The following is a 17068-nucleotide window of genomic DNA, read 5'->3' as shown; positions in this document are numbered from 1 at the left end:
GATCCTGCCAGGCCGATAGACTGGCGTCGCCCGCTGATCGAGCGGGCGGACCCGACCTGGGGGCGGTGTCGCGATGTCGGAAGACTCTCGGGGGCCGTGGCCTGGCCAGTTCGCGCCGCCGCAGCGGTTCTTGGCTCCCGTCCCGCCGCCACCGCCCAAGTCCACCCGGTTGTGGGTTGGGCTGTCGGCGCTGGCCGCGGTCCTGCTCGCGGCGGTCACCTGGCTGGTCGTGGCCACCACCACCGGCCCGAGCGGCGCCCCGGCCGCCGACGTCGACCAGGGCACCTCGGTCGTCACCGCCCGCGACGGCCGCAGCAGGCTCACCCTGCCCACGCAGTGGAAAGAGCTGCCCCCGGAGTATCGCGGCGAAGCCTCGGTGCTCACCTACGGGCAGATCTACCAGGAGCGCTACGTCATGGTGATCACCGACGAGAAGGCGGGCTTCGCGGACTTCGCCGATTTCGAGGAGACCGCCATCGACTCGATGGCCGCCATGCCCGACTACGCCACGGTCGACCAGGGCGAAGAGCTCACCGTCGGTGGCCACCCCGCGGTCCGCTACGAGGTCACGACCAAGATCACCGGCGTCGACGCCCTGTTCTGGTACACCCTGGTCAACGGCGAGAACGGCTACTACCAGGTGATCAGCTGGACGCTCGCGGAGCGCCGCGAGTCGGCCGAGCCCGCGCTGCGCCAGATCGTGTCGACGTTCGAAGAGATTCCCGGGTGACCAAGACCTGACGCGGGCCGCCGGATGCCCTTACGGTGGTGGGGTGACATGGAAACTGGGAGTGGACGCCGGCCGCTGCATGGCCTCCGGCGTCTGCGTGGCCACCGCGCCCGACCACTTCGAGCTGAACGGCACCGCCGCCACGGTCCGGGCCACCGACATCGACCCGGACGAGAACGTGCTCGACGCCGCCGAGTCCTGCCCCGCCTTGGCCATCTCGGTGACCGAGGACGGCCGCGACCTCCTCGAGTGACCGCGGCACCCTGACCACCGGCACACCTCTCCGGCTCGCGTGCCGCAAGCACGCGAGCCGGCCTACTTGACCTGCGTGAACACCCGGTCAGTCGAACATTTGTGTCATACCCCGGCGGTAGGCTTTCCCCAGGCACTTCGCCCGAGGGAGACAGGGGGAAACACAGTGGAGACCGTCGCGATCAACACCGCGTCCTTCGCCGAGTACGCCGCGGGTGACCGCCGCAGGCGCACCGAGATCATCGCCAGCCAGCACGACCGCGCCCGCGTTCCCGGGCACAACGCCACCCTCTTCTACCGCCCGATCCTGGCCGCGATCCACACAGCGGTGTCCGCCCAAGACCCGGAAGCCGCCCTCACCGCCATCCCCGTCCCCGACGACCTGACCGGCCAGGCCCGCGCCTTCGCCGAGGTCACCACCGGCTTCCTCCACTGGTGGCGCCAAACGAAGGCCACCCCCATCCCCACCGCGACAACCACCCTCCGCGTAGCCGACCTCGACGTCGAGGTAGCCCCTCACCTGGGCATCCGCACCCGCCAGGGCGCCCACCACGCGGTCCTCCTCTACCTCAAGGAAGCACCCCTCCCCCGAGACGCCGCCAACGCCGCCCTCCGCCTACTCCAAATCCGCATGTCCGACCTCATCCCCGGCGCGACCCCGTTGGTTGTAGACGTCCGCCGAGCCAAAGAGCACCGCCTCCCCAAAAACACCAACACCACCACCCTCGACGCCTGGCTGACCGCGGAAGCCTCCGCCTACACCAGCCACTGGCATGGCTGGCTCAGGAGCTGAGCGCACGCCCTTGGCTCGATGGGGCTTCCGCGGGCGCGTGGCTGTGGGGGTCTGCTCGATGGGGTGGCTGGCTGTCGTGGGGTTGGCTCGATGGGGTGGAGTGGTTTCTTTGGGGCCCCTACGAAGGAAGATCCCGTCGTGGGAAAGACGGGTGGGGAGCCTTCGGCCACACGACCACGGCGAGTTTAGGGATCTTCCTTCACCCCCAAAGAAACCACTCCACCCCATCGAGCACTGGGCGGGCGTCGGTGCCGCCTGGCAGGTGGGGCGGATTTGCCGCTTTGCCGCTCCCGCCCATCGAGTGGCTGGCAGCGTTGGGTGCGGCCTGGCAGGTGCCCGGAGGAACTCATCGCGCTACGGACCTGGGGCACGGCTGGTCCGGCAACCGGCCAAGCGACCGAGCCACAGCGAACAGACCCACGCTGGTTCAGGACCGACCGCACCGTGGGGGTCTGGGGGGTCGCCCCCCAGATACGACAACGGGCGACGCAGTCCGCGCTTTCCGCGGACATGCGTCGCCCAGTCGATCGTCGGGGTGACAGGATTTGAACCTGCGACCTCTTCGTCCCGAACGAAGCACGCTACCAAACTGCGCCACACCCCGGTGTGGAACGAGGGAAGTCTATCGGACGCGTGCTCCGGCTCCGAATCGGGCCCCCTTGGCGCCTTCTTGGGCTGGGTCGTTGCTGGTCGTGCGGGGTACGAGGGTCAGGAGGCTGGCTTCGGGGGGGCAGGCGAAGCGGACCGGGGCGAACGGGGAGGTGCCCAGTCCGGCGGAGACGTGCAGCCAGGTGTGGGCGCCCCAGCGGGAGGAGCCGCGGGCGCGGGAGCGGTCGAGTTCGCAGTTGGTGACGATGGCGCCGTAGCCGGGGATGCGGAGCTGGCCGCCGTGGGTGTGTCCGGCCATGATCAGGTCGTAGCCGTCGTCGGCGAAGCGGTCGAGGACGCGGGGTTCGGGGGAGTGGGTGACGCCGAGGCGGAGGGTGGCCTGGCGGTCGGGTTTGCCCGCGATCTCGTCGTAGCGGTCGCGCTTGAGGTGCGGGTCGTCGACGCCCGCGGCGGCGATGGTGCGGCCGTCGACGGTGAACAGGGTGCGGGTGTGGGTCAGGTCGATCCAGCCGCGTTCGACCATGGCGGCGCGCAGGTCCCGCCAGGGCAACGGGATGCCGTGGATGCGCTTGTCGGACGGGAACAGGTACCGCGCCGGGTTCTTGAACCGGGGCGCGTAGTAGTCGTTGCTGCCGAAGACGAACACGCCCGGCCGGTTGAGCAGCGGCCCGAGGGCGCGCACCACGGCGGGCACGGCCTGCTTGTGCGCGAGGTTGTCGCCGGTGTTGACGACGAGGTCGGGGTTGAGCTCGTCCAGGGCGGCGACCCAGCGCTGCTTGGACTTCTGCCCCGGCAGCATGTGCAGGTCGGAGATGTGCAGCACCCGCAGCGGCCGCGCCCCTTCCGCGAGCACCGGCAGCGTGGCCTGCCGCAGGGTCCAGTGCCTGCGTTCAATGCCCGCCGCGTAGGCGAGGGTGGCGGCGCCGACCGCGGTCGTGCCGAGTGCGATGCGACTGAGGGTCCTGGCTGCGTCACTCACACCCCTGAGCGTACGGGGCGGCGTGGCCGACGCCGAAACTCCGTTTGCGGAGTCAGTAGGGTTCTTCTCATGGCTCAGCTCAAGGACCGGTTGCAGGCGGACCTCACCGCCGCGCTGAAGAACCGGGAGAAGACCCGGCTCGCGACACTGCGCATGGCTCTCGCCGCGGTGACGACGGAAGAGGTCGCGGGCACCGAGGCCAGGGAACTCACCGACGACGAGGTCCTCAAGATCCTCACCCGCGAGGTCAAGAAGCGCAAAGAGGCCGCTGCGGCGTTCGCGGGCGCGGGCCGCGCGGAGCAGTCGCAGCTGGAGTTGGACGAGGCCGAGGTCCTCGCGGAGTACCTGCCTCAGCAGTTGTCTGACGACGAGCTCGCGGCCCTGGTGGATGAGGCTGTGGCTGAAGTCACCGACGAGTTGGGTGCCGCTCCCGGGCCTCGCCAGATGGGGCAGGTCATGAAGGCAGCGAACGCCAAGGTCGCGGGGCGCGCCGAGGGTGGCCGGGTCGCCGCTGCGGTCAAGGCCAAGCTCATCGGCTGAGTGCTTGGCTCGTCGGGGCTTTCGTGGGGTTTGCTCGATGGGGTGGAGTGGTTTCCTCGGGGCCCCTACGAAGGAAGATCGCCGTGTGAAAGACGGGTGGGAAGCCTTCGGCCGCACACGTGCGGAGCCAGCTTGGCGATCTTCCTTCACCCCCGAAGAAACCACTCCACCCCATCGAGCACCTGGCAGGGGCGGGTTCGGCCTGGCAGGAGGGTGGGTTCGTTGTCCTGCTCCGGTCGAGCACCTGGCAGGGGCAGGTTTCGTCGGCGGGTGGGCGGGTTCGCCGCTCCACCCATCGGGCACTTGGCGGCTTCGGGCCCGGCTGGCAGGGGGGCGGGTTCGCCGCTTCACCTGACGAGTGCCTGGCAGCTTCGGGCTCGGCTCGCAGGAAGGCGGGTTTGCCGCTCCACGCCATCGGGGGCACCTGGCGTCTTCGGGTGCGGGTGGCGGGTTGGTGGGTGGGCAGTGTCGTCGGTGGCGAGCGGCGCAGGCGCTCCCATTGTGTGGCCGTGGTTATTTGCCGGTCCTCCGATGGGTTTCGGAGAACAGGCGGACAGCGGAAAGGCTGGGCAGCGACAGGTCGCTGCCCAGCCTTTTCTTTCGTGCCGCTGGTGGCCGTCAGGGGCGGATGGGGCCGATCGTGATCGGTGGGCCGCCGCCTGGGAAGGTGCCGCCGGGGTTGCCGTTGCCGTTCCCGTTGCCGGGGTTCTCGTCTTCCGCTGGCGGGGTGCCGCCGCCGTTGTCACCGCCGCCGCCGTCGCTTGGTGGTGGGGCCGACTCGCTGGCCGGGGGTGGGGCGTCCGAGGTGCGCGGGGGTGGCACGTAGCCGGTGCTCACCTGGATGGTGATGGTCTCGCCTGCCAGGGCGGCGCCGCGCGGGGACTGTCCGACGACGGTGCCCTTCTGCCGGGCGTCGTTGCGGTCCTTGGCGACGACCTGGTAGCCCGCCTGCTGCAGAATGCTGGTCGCCTCTTCCTGGCTCTTGCCGATGACGTCCGGGACCTTGATCTCCGGGCCGCCGTCGAGGTAGCGCGGGTCGGGTGGCGGCAGCGGTAGCGGGGGTTGGCCCTCCAGGAGTTTCGACATCGTCTGAAACCAGGTGCGGGCGGGGACCTTGCCGCCGTAGATGTTGCCGCCGCTGCCGCAGAGGCGGGGCGGGTCGGTGTCGCAGATGCCCTGGGGTTTGGGGCTGTCGTTGAAGGTCAGCACCGCCGCCGCGTACTGCGGGGTGGCGCCGAGGAAGCCCGCGGACTTGTACTCCTGCGTGGTGCCGGTCTTGCCGATCATCGGCCGGTTCCAGCCGACGGCCTGGGCGGCGGCCCGCGCGGTGCCGGTGGTCTCGTCCTTGGACAGGCCGATCGCCAGCGTGTTGGCCAGCGGCTCGGCGACGGCCTGCTCGCACGGCTGCTCGTTGACCTCGATCTTCTTGCCGTTGCGATCAAGGATTTCGATCAGCGGCGTCGGTGGGCACCAGACGCCACCGCTCATGATGGTGGCGCCGACGTTAGCCAACTCCAGGGTGCTCACCGGGCCGGGGCCGAGGGTGAACGAGGCCTTGCCGGGGCTCTTGTCCGTCGGCTTGAAGTAGTCGGCCTGGCTGCGGTTGTACTGCTCTTCCTTGCGCTCGGGGTTCGGGTCGACCCCGGCGAGGCTGGCGGACATGGTGTCGCGGAGGCCGAGCCTGCTCGCCATGTCGACGACCGGGCCCATCCCGACGCGCTCTTCGAGGATCACGAACGCGGTGTTCGGGGAGGTCGCCAACGCGTCTTGCAGCGTCATCTTCGGCGGGTAGTTGTTGTTCGCGTTCTTCACGCAGTAGGTCCGCGTGTTGTAGTCGTCGCCCCTGGGGGTGGGCGGGCAGGAGTCACCGCCGCCGACGAACACGTTCGAGGTGTACGAGCCGGGCACGTCGACCTGGTTCATGATGCCGCCGCCCTTTTCCAGGTAGGCGGCCGAAGTGAAGATCTTGAAGATGGAGCCCGCGCCGAACTTGTTCGCGATCCGGCTCGGCAGGCCGTAGGTGGTCTGGCCCGCGGCGGCGTCGAGGCCGTAGTCGCGGTTGGCGACCAGCGCGAGGACCTGGTGGCGCTCCTTGCCGGGGGCGACGATGGCCATGGTGTTCGCGATGCCGGGCTGCCGCTTGGGCACCTCGGCCTCGGCTGCGGCCTTGGCGAGCTGGGTGGCGCGGGCGTCGAAGCTGGTCTTGATGGTGTAGCCGCCGGTCTTGATCTGGTCCTCGGTGAACCCGACCTTCTCCAGGTACTCGAACACGTACTGGCAGTAGAACCCGTACTCGGGGCCCGCTCCGACGCAGTTGGCCGCGGGCTTCTTAGGCGAGGGAAGCACGCCCAACGGCTCCCTCTTGGCCGCCTCCGCGAAGTCCGGTGAGAGCTTCTGGTTCTCGACCATCTTGTCGATGACGACGTTGCGCCGCTGCAGCGTCTCCGTCGGCTTGCGCCACGGGTTGTAGAGCACGGGGTTGTTCACCGCGCCCGCGAGCAGCGCCGACTGCGCGACGGTGAGCTTGTCCGGCGTGGTGCCGAAGTACGCGCTCGCCGCCGCCCCGATGCCGTAGACCTCGTAGGCGAACTCGACCACGTTGAGGTACCCGGCGAGGATCTCTTCCTTGCCCATCTTCTGCTCTAGCTGGATCGCGATCCGCGCCTCGCGCAGCTTGCGGGCGATGGTCTGCTCCTGGGCGCGGGACTGCTCGGTCTTGTTGTCCCGGTTGACCACGTTGATCAGGTAGTTCTTGACGTACTGCTGGGTCAGCGTTGAGGCGCCCTGCACGTCGCCGCCGGACTGGTTGGAGATCGCGGCGCGGATGGTCCCCTTCCAGTCCACGCCGTGGTGCTCGTAGAACCGGCGGTCCTCGATCGAGACCAGCGCTGCCTTCATCGTCGCCGAGATCTGCTCGGGGGCGACCGGAATCCGGTACTGGTCGAACAGGGACGCGATCGGGGTGCCCGCGCTGTCGGTGATCGTCGTGATCAGCGGCGGCGGGGTCGCCACAAGGTCGGCCGAGACACTGTCGATCGTGTCACTTGCCCGGTTGGACACGACCCCCAACGCTCCCACGATCGGGAACAGCATACCGGCGACGAGCACGCCGGCGAGCAGGCAGAGACCGAGTAGTTTCAGCAGGCTGTCTCCCACACGCACGTGCACCAGCGTACGCGTGACCGGGTCCGTTCACCGCCGAGCGCCGCCGCTATCCCCCGGCGCGGTGCGTTGACATTCTGTAACGGGTGCCTATCCCGGTGTTCTCTATGGAACCGTGACCGACTAAAGTCCGTCAACGTCTCACGACAGCGCCGAACAGCGCCACCGGTCACGCGGTGGGGCTCGGAGGCACTCGATACCGGGGGGTATCGGGTTCTGGGTCGCGACGACGACAGGGGTGGGGGATATGCATCTCGAAAAGCAGAAGGCCGACTGGCGTGTGCGGGCGACGTGCCGCGACGAGGACCCCGACGGGCTCTTCGTCCGGGGAGCCGAGCAGCGCAAGGCCAAGATGGTCTGCATCGCGTGCCCAGTGCGCACGGAGTGTCTGGCTGAGGCCCTGGACAACCGCATCGAGTTCGGTGTGTGGGGCGGGATGACCGAGCGGGAGCGTCGGGCGCTGCTGCGCCGCAGGCCGGAAGTGGTTTCCTGGCGTGAGCTCCTCGACGACGCCCGCCGCAGGCACAGCTACGACGACGAAGACGTCCGAGTCGGCTAAGAGCTTGTTGGACGGTTACCCGCCGCGGCTCCGGCCGCAGCGGGTAGTCGTCATGTCCCGGCCAGGCGGTCGCCGATCTGCCGGAGGCCGTCGAGGTCGTGCACGTCGGCGGCCATGGCGGGCACATGCGCCAGCGACACCCCCGGGTGGGCCTTGGTGAACCGGGTGATCAGCCTGCGCTCCCGCTGGGCCAGCGCGACCCGGTCGGCGTGCAGCCGCAGCACCGCCGCTGCCAGCGGCGCGTCGCCCTTGGCGTCGAGGTTGTCCGCGGCGGTGAGGGCCTTCGCCGCGGACAGCTTCGCCAGGACGGGGTGCGTGCGGTTGACCACGAGCCCGGCAAGCGGCATGGCCTCGGCGTCGAGCCGCTCCACGAAGTAGCTCGCCTCGCGCAGCGCGTCCGGCTCCGGCGCGGCGACCACGACGAACGCCGTGCCGCTGGAGCGCAGCAGCTCGTAGGTCTTGCGGGCGCGCTCGCGGAACCCGCCGAACATGCCGTCGAAGGCCTGCACGAACGCCGACGCGTCGCTGAGCAGCTGCCCGCCGACGATGGTCGACACGGCCTTGGCGAACAGCCCGAACCCCGCGCTCACCACCTTGCGGATGCCCCAGCTGCCCGCCCGCGCAGGGCCGGTCAGCAGCTTGATCATGCGCCCGTCCAGGGCGGTGGACAGCCGCTGCGGCGCGTCGAGGAAGTCTAGCGCCGACCGCGACGGCGGCGTGTCGACCACGATCAGGTCCCAGGCGCCCTCGGCGGCGAGCTGCCCCAGCTTCTCCATCGCCATGTACTCCTGCGTGCCGGAGAACGACGACGAGATCGTCTTGTAGAACGGGTTGGCCAGCACCTCCTGGGCGCGTTTCTCACCCGCGTGCGCCAGCACCATGTCGTCGAACGTGCGGCGCATGTCGAGCATCATCGCGCTCAGCTCGCCCTTGGGCTCGAACCCGGGCACGGTGATCTGCCGGGGCGTGTTGCCCAGTTCCGCCAGGCCGAGGGCCTGCGCGAGCCTGCGGGCCGGGTCGATGGTCAGCACCACCGTCTTGCGTCCGCGCTCGGCGGCGCGCAGCGCGATAGCGGCGGCGGTCGTCGTCTTGCCGACCCCGCCGGAGCCGCAGCACACCACCACGTGGGTCTCGGGGTCATCGATCAGCGCGTCTACGTCAAGCACGGTTACCGGACCCCCTGGTCCACCAGGCACTCGGCGAGCTCGTAGAGCGCGCCGATGTCGATGCCGTCGACCAGGTCGGGCAGTTCGACGGCGGGCAGGTCCACCTCGGCGAGCTGCTCCCGGGCCCGTCGCTCCGCCTGCACGCGGACAGCGTGCTCGACGGTCTCCTCGACCAGTCCGTCCACGTCGTCGGCGGAGAGCGCGAGCCCCGCCGCGGCCAGCCCGTCGCGGACCCGGGTGGCGTCGACCCGGCCGTCGGCGGCCGGGGTGACCGACCGCGCGGGCAGCCGGGGCGGGCGGACCCGGTTCAGCAGGATCGCGCCCGGCCGCAGGTCGGCGCCATCCAGTTCGCCGACAGCGTCCATGGTCTCGCGGACCGGCATCTCTTCGAGCAGGGTCACCAGGTGCACGGCGGTGTCACCGGAGTGCAGCAGCCGCACCACGCCGTCGCTCTGCCCCTTGATCGGCCCGACCTTCGCCAGGTCCGCCATGGCCTTGGTGACGTCGAGGAACTTCACGACCCGCCCGGTCGGCGGCGCGTCGACCACTACCGCGTCGTAGGCGTGCCTACCGGCGCCGTCAGTGCGCGTGACGCACTCCTTGATCTTGCCGGTGAGCAGCACGTCGCGCAGGCCGGGCGCGAGGGTCGTGGCGAACTCGATCGCGCCCATCTTGCGCAGCGTGCGGCCCGCGAAACCCAGGTTGTAGAACATCGCCAGGTACTCCAACAGCGCCGCCTCGACGTCGATGTGCAGCGCCCGGACCTCGCCGCCACCCGGGGTCGAGGCCACCTTCTCCTCGGAGTACGGCAGCGGCTGGGTGTCGAAAAGCTGCGCGATGCCCTGCCTGCCCTCGACCTCGATCAGCAGGACCCGCCTGCCGCCGGTGGCCAGCGCCAGCGCGAGCGCCCCCGCGACGGTCGACTTGCCCGTGCCCCCTTTGCCGGTCACCACATGCAGCCGCGCGCGGGCTATCTCCTCGGTCCAACCGACGACGGGGGTGGTCACCCTTTCAGCGTAAATGCCCCGTCGCCGCGCACGCCGCCCGACCGGCTCAGCCAGCGAGCAACATCACCGAGGCCGTCGCGCCGACGACCACCACCGCGCCCCACGCCACCGTCGCGGGCAGCACGGTCACGGTCAGCAGGCACAGCAGCACCAGGATCGTGAACGCGATCGCCCCGGCGACCGCGACCGGCCCGCCCGAGGACACCCGGTCCCGCACCTTGGCCATCGTGACCAGCACCAGGAGCAGCCCGCCCGCGGCCAGCAGGGCGGTCGCGATCAGTCGCCAGGTCTCCACTTCGCCACCGTACCCACCGGCGCGCCGGTCAGTGGCTAGGCTGCCGCTCATGACGAAGTGGGAATACGCCACCGTTCCGCTGCTGATCCACGCGACCAAGCAGATCCTCGACCAGTGGGGCGAGGACGGCTGGGAACTCGTCTCGGTGGTGCCCGGGCCCACCGGCGAGCAGATGGTCGCCTACCTCAAGCGTCCCAAGGGGGCCTGATGGGCTGGCGAGAGCGGCTCGTCGAACTCGGCATCGAACTTCCGCCCGTCCCCACGCCAGCCGGGTCCTACGTCCCGGCCGTGCGCACCGGCTCGCTGGTCTTCACCGCGGGCCAGGTCCCGCTGGTCGACGGCGCGGTCGCGGCGACCGGCAAGGTGGGCAGCGAGATCAGCCCCGAGGAAGCGCAGAAGCTCGCCAGGGTGTGCGCGCTCAACGCGCTCGCCGCCGTCGACGGCCTGGTGGGCATCGACGCGATCGTCCGGGTGGTGAAGGTGGTGGGGTTCGTCGCCTCCGCGGAGGGCTTCACCGGCCAACCGGCCGTGCTCAACGGCGCCTCCGACCTGTTCGCCGAGGTGTTCGGCGAACAGGGCAAGCACGCCCGGTCCGCGGTCGGCGTCGCCGAACTGCCGCTGGGTGTCCCGGTCGAGGTCGAACTGGTGGTGGAGGTTTCGTCGTGAGTGTCCAGGAGACCCACGAACTGCTTCTCCGGCTCGCCGGAAGGCTCAGCGACCGGCAGCTCTGGCGGTTCCGCGACTGGCTTTCCGCGGGCGCGGTAGACGCCGTCGCTCGGGCCCTACCGCTGACCCTCTTGCGCGAACGCGTCGGCATCACCCCCACGGAATCGCGGCTGCTCGGGTCCGCGCTGCTGCCCGCGGGAGCCGACCCGGAACGGCTCAACGCCCTGCCGTGGGTGGACGAAATCACCGAACTCGACTACACCTTCTCCGCGGAGTCACCTGACTGGGTGAGCTTGGGCGACTCGGTCGCGGTGGTGCTCGGCGCGCTGCTGCGCGGTCGGCCCGAGGTGGTCGAGGCGCGGTCGAGCTGGCGCCGCCGAGCGGCGGCCGGGTCGGTCGCCCGGGTCGTCCTGGTCACCGTGACCGGTGACGGCACGCGGCTCACGGGGGAGCTGCAGCGGGTGCTGCGGGCGCTGGGCACCTACGAGCCCGCGGTCGAGGTGCTGCCCCAGGGCATGGACCTGCCGCGGTATCACCTGGCCGCGCTGGCGGCCTCGGAACCGCTGGTCGCCGAAGGCCACCTGGTTCCCAGTTAGCGCTGGACGAGTGGGAGGGGAACAGATCGTGACGCAGGTCGCCGCAGGCAAGGGTTCTTGGTCCGGGGTCGCGTTGCCCGTCCGGGTGCACGACCTCCTGATCGCCCTCGCGGGCCGCTTGGACGACGACGCGCTGGCCGACGCGCGGGAACTGGTGGCCTCCGCCGAGGTCGACCGCGCGCTGGAACTCATCGCGGGCTGCCTCGCCGCGGGCCCGGTCGCCGTCGGCGCGGCCGAGCGGGACGAGCTGCTGGCCCTGTTCGCCGCTGCCCACTGCGACCCGGCCGTCGTCGCGCGCCTCACGGTCGCCGAGCCGTCCCTGGTCACCGCGCACCGCTTCGCGGGCGGCAAGGTCGACGGCGTCGGCGCGGAACAGGGCATCGCGGAAGCAGCCGACCGCGTCATCGCCGCACTCCCCGACATCCGCGCGGTGTGGGCGGTCTGGCGGCTGACCCCGTCCGGGGCCGCCACCGGCGCGGTCCCGCACCGCGTCGTCCTCATCGGCGTCGGCCCATCGGGCTCCGCCCCCGCCACCGCCTACCGGGTCGAGCACGCGTTACGCCGCGCGGGCATCACGGCTTCCGTCGAAGTCCTCCGCGACGGCGCGGAGCCGACCGACTACCACCACACGGCCATGCGCTACGCGACCGAAGTCCCGGTCTCCCGCAAGAAGCCCGCGCCCGTGTCGCCGCCGCCGATGCCCCCGCCCGCCCCCGCCCCACCCGGCTCCGGGACGAAACCGGAGGTGCAACTGACAGCCCCCGTCGCGAAGCCGTCCCGCGCCAAACGCCGCACCGCCGACTCCAAAAGCGCCACCGCCGACCCCCAGCCGCCCACCTGGACCCCCGACGCGCCCGCGCCCCAGCCGGACGAGTCCCTCAACGACCAGGAACTAGGCCTCCTGCGCCAACTCCAGGAGGAACTGGCCCGCCGCGAGCAAACCGACCCCGCCCACCCCGGCTGGCAGGGCGACCTGGAGAGCAGCGGAACCCCGCCGTTCGACTGGCAGGAAGCAGGCGGCCCCACGATGGTCAACGGCACCCCGCTACCGCCCCCGGACAAGCGCACCAAGAACTGAATCGCACACCGGGCCGACCTGCCGCCAAGCCCGACGCCCCACCTGCCCGAGCCCGTCACAAAGCCCGCGCCCCGGCCCACAACAAACCCCACCCGCCCTGGGGGCCGTGCCCTGCTCCATCCTATCGTCGCAGGTCAGCGCGGGGAAGGGGATGCGCCGCGCCTGTGGATAACTCGCCGGAGCAGCGCTTACCGCAGGGTTGTCTGGACCGCGTGGAGGAGTTCCTGGACGCGCACGCCCCGGTGGACGTTCAGCGGGTGTTCGGTTTGGCTGGAGTGGACCATCTTCGCGAAGTCGTCCAGCAGGGCCGCGTAAGAGGTTTGCGGTGGTGTCGCGCGGCCTACCAGTTCGCGGTAGCCGTTGTCGCCGTAGACGGAGATGTCGGTGACGGTGGGGCGCATGGGCAGGCGCATCGACAGGGTCGCGGTGCTCGTCGCGCCGGTGTCGTGGGCGAGGGTCAGGTGCCAGAGGTCAGGGTCGGCGTGGTGGGCGGAAAGCACCTCGGTGATCGGGCCGAGGGCGGCGTCGAGCAGGTCGAGGACGTGCGGGCCGATGTCGGTCAGCGCGCCGCCCTCCTGTCGCCAGGGGGAGCCGGAGTAGGCGCCGCCGAGCAGGGCGCCGGACAGCCAGCGGGCGCTGCCGCCGGACCAGGCGCCCGCCGCGCGGACGTCGTCAAGCCAGGCGACGGTCTCCGGGGCGAACCGGCGGATGAAGACCACGATCGAGGCCACCCCGGCCCCGTCCACCGCGTCGGCCACCCGGCGCGCGTCGGCGACCGTGGTCGCGAGCGGCTTCTCCAGCAGCACGTGCTTGCCCGCCCGCGCCGCCAGCGGCGCCAGTTCGGCCTGGACTGACGGCGGCACGGCGAACGCCACCGCGTCCACAGTGGACAGCAGGGCGTCGAAGTCCGCCGCGACCGGCGCGCCCACCTCGGCGGCTGCCTCCTGGCGGCGGGCCCACACCGCCGCGAGTTCGAAGGCCGGGTGGCTCGCCAGGCCCGGCGCGTGCACCGCCCGCGCCCACGGCCCCGCCCCGACCAGTCCGACCCGCAGCACGTCTCCGCTCATGCCGACCATCCTGCCGTTAATTCGGTTGCGGCCCCGCGCCCCCGGTCGGCATCCTTCGTGTCATGGGCAACTGATGAGCACAAGACGTCGACCTCAGCGCCGCACCAGTCGAGTGCGTGCCGCCTCCGTCTGTGGCTCCAGGAGTCCTCTTGACTGCTTCCGTAATGCTCCACGCCGTCCTCAAAGCCGACCGGCTCAGCGCGGGCGTCGACGGCGAACCCCTCTTCGACGAGGTCAGCTTCACCCTCGGCCCCGGTGAACGGCTCGGTGTCGTCGGGCCCAACGGCGTCGGCAAGTCCACGCTGCTGCGCCTGCTCGCGGGCCAGATCCGCCCCGACAACGGCCACCTGGCCGCGCCCGCCGAGGTCGGTTTCCTCGAACAGGAGATCCCCGACCCGTCCGTTCGCGTCGGCGACTACCTGGCGAGCGGTTTGGCCGAGATGCACGCCGTCCGACAGCGGATGCGCGCGCTGGAGTCGGCGCTGGCCACAGACCCGTCGGCGCTCAGCGCTTACGGCGACGCGGTGGACGAGTGGACAGCGTTGTCCGGCTGGGAGTTCGAGTCGCGCATCGCCGAACTGCGGGACCGCCTCGGCATCGCCGACCTGCCGGACGAGACGCCGATGTCGCGGGTCAGCGGCGGCCAGCAGGCCCGGCTCATGCTGGCCCGCCTGCTGCTGCGCGACCCGCCGCTGCTCCTGCTCGACGAGCCGACCAACCACCTCGACGCGGCGGGCGTCGCCTGGCTGGGCGACTATCTCTCGCGGTATCGCGGCGGTGTGGTGATCGTCAGCCATGACCGCGCGTTCCTGGACCGAACCGTCCACCGGATCATGGAGCTGGACGGCATCCACACCGAGCCGCAGTGGTACACCGGCGGCTACACCGACTACCGGGCCGAGCGCGCCCGGCGGTGGCAGAAGCTGCTGACCGACTTCGAGGCGCAGGAAAAGGCCCGACTGCGGCTCGAAGCCGACATCGAGCGCACCCGGGGCCAGGCCCTGGGGGTCGAGCAGTCGACCCACAACGACCGCCTGCGCCGGTACGCGAAGAAGGTCGCCAAGAAGGCCAAGGCCAGGGAACGACGGCTGCGCAGGCAGATGCGGTCGACGGCGTGGATCGCGCGACCGACCGAACGGCCGCGCCTGGTGGTCGACCTGGCCGCCGAGTCGGACCCGGCGCTGACCGTGGCCCGTCTGTCGTCCGCCCGACTCGACCTGGCCCACCGCACGGTGCTCGACGGCGTGGATCTCACCATTGCAGGCGGCGACCGCGTCGTCGTGACCGGGACCAACGGCGGCGGTAAGAGCACCCTCTTGCGGGCTCTTAGCGGCGAACTCACTCCGGCGGCGGGCACGGTCGAGGTCTTGGCGCAGGTGGGATACCTGCCGCAGGTCCACGACGACCTTCCGATGACCGCGAGCCCGTTGTCGTACCTGCGCGGGAAGCTCGCGTTGTATGAAGAGGACGCCGAGGCCCTGCTCGACACGTACCTGTTCGACGCGGACGCCATCCGCAGGCCGCTGCACCGGTTCTCGCCGGGGGAGATCCGCAGGCTGCTGGTGGCGTGCCTGGTCAACTCAGGCGCGGAGCTGCTGCTGCTCGACGAGCCGACGAACCACCTGGACTTCGATTCCCTGGACGTGGTGGAGGAGGCGCTGCGGGCTTTCCGCGGCACTTTGGTGGTGGTGACCCACGACCAGTACTTCGCCGACCGGCTCGACCCCACGCACACCTGGCGCGTGGGCGGGGGCGTTTGTTCTGGTGAGAGCCGCCTTCGGGTGAGCTGAGGCAAGGCGTCGACCGCCTGGTGGCTGTCGTCGGTGTGGGCGATGGCACCGTGTCGGGGCGGGCTGGCCGCGTAGGGTCGGGGCGTGCTGGAGTTGCCCGAGGAACTGGTCCTGCCGGAGGGACTCGTGCCCCCGGTCGCGCCCGACCCGCCCGTCGTCCCCAAGGACGCGGCGACGGTGATGCTGGTCCGGGACGCCGCGGCGGGCCTGGAGGTTTTCCTGCTCCGCCGGGTCGTGGGCATGGCGTTCGCCGGGGGCATGACGGTGTTCCCCGGCGGCGGCGTCGACCGGCGCGACGCGGACGTCTCGATCGCCTGGCACGGGCCGGAGCCAGCGTGGTGGGCGGCCCGGTTCGGGTGCGCGGAGGGGCTGGCGCGGGCGCTGGTGTGCGCGGCGGTGCGGGAAACATTCGAGGAGTCCGGGGTGCTGCTGGCCGGTCCGGACGCCGCCAGCGTCGTGTCCGACACCCGGCCCTTCCACGCCGCCCGGCAGGACCTGGTCGACCGGAAGTACTCGCTGGCCGAGTTCCTGTCCGACAACGGCTTGGTGCTGCGGGCCGACCTGCTGCGCCCGTGGGCCAACTGGGTCACCCCGGCCGAGGAGCCGCGCCGCTACGACACCCGCTTCTTCCTCGCCGCCATGCCCGAGGGCCAGCGCGCCGACGGTGACACCACCGAGGCAGAGGACGCCGCCTGGCAACTCCCCGCCGACGCCATCGAAGACTGGAAACAGGGCGCCCGCGCCTTGCTCCCACCGACCTGGATGTCCCTCGCGGAACTGCACGACCGCGGCTCGGTCGCCGCGGCCATGGCCGCCGACCGCGCCGTCGACAAGATCATCCCCAAGGTCGTCCGCGACGGCAGCCGCATCCGCGTGGTCCTGCCCACCGACCCGGCCTACCCGGGCGCGGCCAACCACCTCGACGCCCGCCCCGACGACCGACTGGACCACCGATGACCCACCCCGCCTACGGCGTCGTCCGCGAGGTCACGCCGTTCGCCTCGGTGTTGTTGGAGGACAACCCGAGCACGATGACCCTCGACGGCACCAACACCTGGCTCCTGCGCGCCCCCGGCGCCCCAGGCTGCGTCGTGGTCGACCCCGGATATGAGGACGAGCCCCACCTGGAGCGGATCATCACCGCCGCGGGCCAGGTCGAGGCGGTGCTGATCACCCACCACCACCCGGACCACGTGGCAGGCGCCCCCTGGCTGGCCCGCCGCACCGGCGCCCCGGTCCGAGCCTTCGACCCAGCCCTCTGCGTCGCCGAGGCACCCCTGCGGGACGGTGAGGTGGTCACCCTCGCGGGCTTGGACCTGGAAGTCCTGCACACTCCGGGGCACACCGCCGACTCGCTGTGCCTGACTGTTGACCACGGTGGCCAGACGGCGGTTCTGACCGGCGACACTGTGCTCGGCCGGGGGACTACGGTCATCGCCCCACCGGATGGGGCGCTTGGCGCGTACCTGGACTCGCTGCGCACCCTCTCGCGTCATCGGCCAGGCGCGAAGGTCCTTCCCGGCCATGGGCCGGACCTGCCTGACTTGTCTGCGGTGGCTCGGGAGTATCTGTCGCACCGGGAACAGCGCTTGGATCAGATTCGGGCTGCCCTGCGGGTTCTCGGGCCCCGGGCCACTGCTCGCCAGGTGGTCGAAATCGTGTACGCCGATGTGGACCAGTCCCTGTGGGGGCCTGCTGAGTGGTCTGTTCGAGCGCAGTTGGATTACTTGCGGTCGTTTGACTGATCTGGGCTTCTGCGGGGGCGTGGCTGTGCTGGTT

General features: G+C 71.0%; 18 protein-coding genes and 1 tRNA gene. 12 read left to right on the top strand and 7 right to left on the bottom strand.

Going from position 1 to position 17068, the window contains the following annotated elements:
- The first annotated feature begins 73 nt into the window (after positions 1-73).
- The 3 genes from BLS56_RS27715 to BLS56_RS27705 all read left to right on the top strand — a co-directional run bounded on the left by BLS56_RS27715 (position 74) and on the right by BLS56_RS27705 (position 1775).
- A complete protein-coding gene (locus tag BLS56_RS27715; protein WP_091456832.1) occupies positions 74-730 on the top strand; it encodes a hypothetical protein in 657 nt (218 codons plus the stop codon).
- A 43-nt stretch (positions 731-773) separates the two neighbouring features.
- Positions 774-983, top strand: coding sequence for a ferredoxin (locus BLS56_RS27710; RefSeq protein WP_091456829.1), 210 nt, complete (start codon positions 774-776; stop codon positions 981-983).
- A gap of 165 nt (positions 984-1148) precedes the next feature.
- Positions 1149-1775, top strand: coding sequence for a hypothetical protein (locus tag BLS56_RS27705; protein WP_091456826.1), 627 nt, complete (start codon positions 1149-1151; stop codon positions 1773-1775).
- 530 nt (positions 1776-2305) lie between these two features.
- On the opposite strand, the gene BLS56_RS27700 is transcribed toward BLS56_RS27705, so the two are convergent.
- A tRNA-Pro gene (locus BLS56_RS27700) sits at positions 2306-2379 on the bottom strand.
- Between the two features lie 18 nt (positions 2380-2397).
- A complete protein-coding gene (locus BLS56_RS27695; protein WP_091456823.1) occupies positions 2398-3363 on the bottom strand; it encodes a metallophosphoesterase in 966 nt (321 codons plus the stop codon).
- A 69-nt stretch (positions 3364-3432) separates the two neighbouring features.
- Between BLS56_RS27695 and BLS56_RS27690 the strand changes: the two genes are divergently transcribed.
- A complete protein-coding gene (locus tag BLS56_RS27690) occupies positions 3433-3903 on the top strand; it encodes a GatB/YqeY domain-containing protein (protein WP_091456821.1) in 471 nt (156 codons plus the stop codon).
- A 618-nt stretch (positions 3904-4521) separates the two neighbouring features.
- On the opposite strand, the gene BLS56_RS33210 is transcribed toward BLS56_RS27690, so the two are convergent.
- Positions 4522-7065: a penicillin-binding protein gene (locus tag BLS56_RS33210; protein WP_091456975.1), complete on the bottom strand. Its 2544-nt coding sequence runs from the start codon at positions 7063-7065 to the stop codon at positions 4522-4524.
- A gap of 247 nt (positions 7066-7312) precedes the next feature.
- On the opposite strand from BLS56_RS33210, the gene BLS56_RS27680 reads away from it, so the two are divergent.
- On the top strand, positions 7313-7624 hold the full coding sequence (locus tag BLS56_RS27680) for a WhiB family transcriptional regulator (RefSeq protein ID WP_091456819.1): 312 nt from the start codon (positions 7313-7315) through the stop codon (positions 7622-7624).
- A 50-nt stretch (positions 7625-7674) separates the two neighbouring features.
- Here the strand turns inward: BLS56_RS27680 and BLS56_RS27675 are convergent, their stop codons facing one another.
- The 3 genes from BLS56_RS27675 to BLS56_RS27665 are packed head-to-tail and all read right to left on the bottom strand — an operon-like array spanning position 7675 to position 10092.
- Positions 7675-8790 (bottom strand): ArsA family ATPase, encoded by a 1116-nt coding sequence (locus BLS56_RS27675; RefSeq protein WP_175483078.1) that lies wholly within the window; start codon positions 8788-8790, stop codon positions 7675-7677.
- Between the two features lie 2 nt (positions 8791-8792).
- Positions 8793-9797, bottom strand: a complete 1005-nt coding sequence (locus BLS56_RS27670) for an ArsA-related P-loop ATPase (protein WP_091456816.1) — start codon at positions 9795-9797, stop codon at positions 8793-8795.
- Positions 9798-9843: 46 nt separating this feature from the next.
- The gene (locus tag BLS56_RS27665) at positions 9844-10092 is read right to left on the bottom strand and encodes a hypothetical protein (RefSeq protein WP_091456813.1); all 249 of its coding nucleotides are present in this window, start codon (positions 10090-10092) and stop codon (positions 9844-9846) included.
- 49 nt (positions 10093-10141) lie between these two features.
- Between BLS56_RS27665 and BLS56_RS27660 the strand changes: the two genes are divergently transcribed.
- Genes BLS56_RS27660 through BLS56_RS32935 form a run of 4 tightly spaced genes read left to right on the top strand, consistent with a single transcriptional unit; the run spans position 10142 to position 12432 of the window.
- Positions 10142-10300 (top strand): DUF4177 domain-containing protein, encoded by a 159-nt coding sequence (locus tag BLS56_RS27660; protein WP_091380118.1) that lies wholly within the window; start codon positions 10142-10144, stop codon positions 10298-10300.
- A complete protein-coding gene (locus BLS56_RS27655) occupies positions 10300-10758 on the top strand; it encodes a RidA family protein (protein ID WP_091456811.1) in 459 nt (152 codons plus the stop codon). Before BLS56_RS27660 ends, BLS56_RS27655 begins: the two co-directional genes overlap by 1 nt.
- Positions 10755-11354: a hypothetical protein gene (locus BLS56_RS27650; protein WP_091456809.1), complete on the top strand. Its 600-nt coding sequence runs from the start codon at positions 10755-10757 to the stop codon at positions 11352-11354. The genes BLS56_RS27655 and BLS56_RS27650 overlap by 4 nt, the downstream gene beginning before the upstream one ends.
- 28 nt (positions 11355-11382) lie before the next feature.
- Positions 11383-12432 (top strand): hypothetical protein, encoded by a 1050-nt coding sequence (locus tag BLS56_RS32935; protein ID WP_091456806.1) that lies wholly within the window; start codon positions 11383-11385, stop codon positions 12430-12432.
- 188 nt (positions 12433-12620) lie between these two features.
- Here BLS56_RS32935 and BLS56_RS27640 read toward each other — a convergent pair whose 3' ends face one another.
- Entirely contained in the window at positions 12621-13499 is an 879-nt protein-coding gene (locus BLS56_RS27640; RefSeq protein WP_091456804.1) for a Gfo/Idh/MocA family protein, read from the bottom strand.
- A gap of 149 nt (positions 13500-13648) precedes the next feature.
- On the opposite strand from BLS56_RS27640, the gene abc-f reads away from it, so the two are divergent.
- The 3 genes from abc-f to BLS56_RS27625 all read left to right on the top strand — a co-directional run bounded on the left by abc-f (position 13649) and on the right by BLS56_RS27625 (position 17034).
- Entirely contained in the window at positions 13649-15289 is a 1641-nt protein-coding gene (abc-f, locus tag BLS56_RS27635; RefSeq protein ID WP_228771988.1) for a ribosomal protection-like ABC-F family protein, read from the top strand.
- A gap of 84 nt (positions 15290-15373) precedes the next feature.
- Positions 15374-16246 (top strand): NUDIX hydrolase, encoded by an 873-nt coding sequence (locus BLS56_RS27630; protein WP_091456799.1) that lies wholly within the window; start codon positions 15374-15376, stop codon positions 16244-16246.
- Positions 16243-17034 (top strand): MBL fold metallo-hydrolase, encoded by a 792-nt coding sequence (locus BLS56_RS27625; RefSeq protein WP_091456796.1) that lies wholly within the window; start codon positions 16243-16245, stop codon positions 17032-17034. Before BLS56_RS27630 ends, BLS56_RS27625 begins: the two co-directional genes overlap by 4 nt.
- The last annotated feature ends 34 nt before the right edge of the window (positions 17035-17068 follow it).

Origin of the sequence: Actinokineospora iranica (assembly GCF_900101685.1) — a bacterium.
GTDB lineage: Bacteria > Actinomycetota > Actinomycetes > Mycobacteriales > Pseudonocardiaceae > Actinokineospora > Actinokineospora iranica.
The sequence above is the reverse complement of the archived record's forward strand: the minus strand, read 5'-3'. Positions and strand labels throughout refer to the sequence as shown.

Bases quoted from the DNA above. Each gene is read 5' to 3' on its own strand.
- BLS56_RS27715 (WP_091456832.1), top strand. From the start codon at position 74: ATGTCGGAAGACTCTCGGGGGCCGTGGCCTGGCCAGTTCGCGCCGCCG.
- BLS56_RS27690 (WP_091456821.1), top strand. From the start codon at position 3,433: ATGGCTCAGCTCAAGGACCGGTTGCAGGCGGACCTCACCGCCGCGCTG.
- BLS56_RS27680 (WP_091456819.1), top strand. From the start codon at position 7,313: ATGCATCTCGAAAAGCAGAAGGCCGACTGGCGTGTGCGGGCGACGTGC.
- BLS56_RS27660 (WP_091380118.1), top strand. From the start codon at position 10,142: ATGACGAAGTGGGAATACGCCACCGTTCCGCTGCTGATCCACGCGACC.
- BLS56_RS27655 (WP_091456811.1), top strand. From the start codon at position 10,300: ATGGGCTGGCGAGAGCGGCTCGTCGAACTCGGCATCGAACTTCCGCCC.
- BLS56_RS27640 (WP_091456804.1), bottom strand. From the start codon at position 13,499: ATGAGCGGAGACGTGCTGCGGGTCGGACTGGTCGGGGCGGGGCCGTGG.
- BLS56_RS27625 (WP_091456796.1), top strand. From the start codon at position 16,243: ATGACCCACCCCGCCTACGGCGTCGTCCGCGAGGTCACGCCGTTCGCC.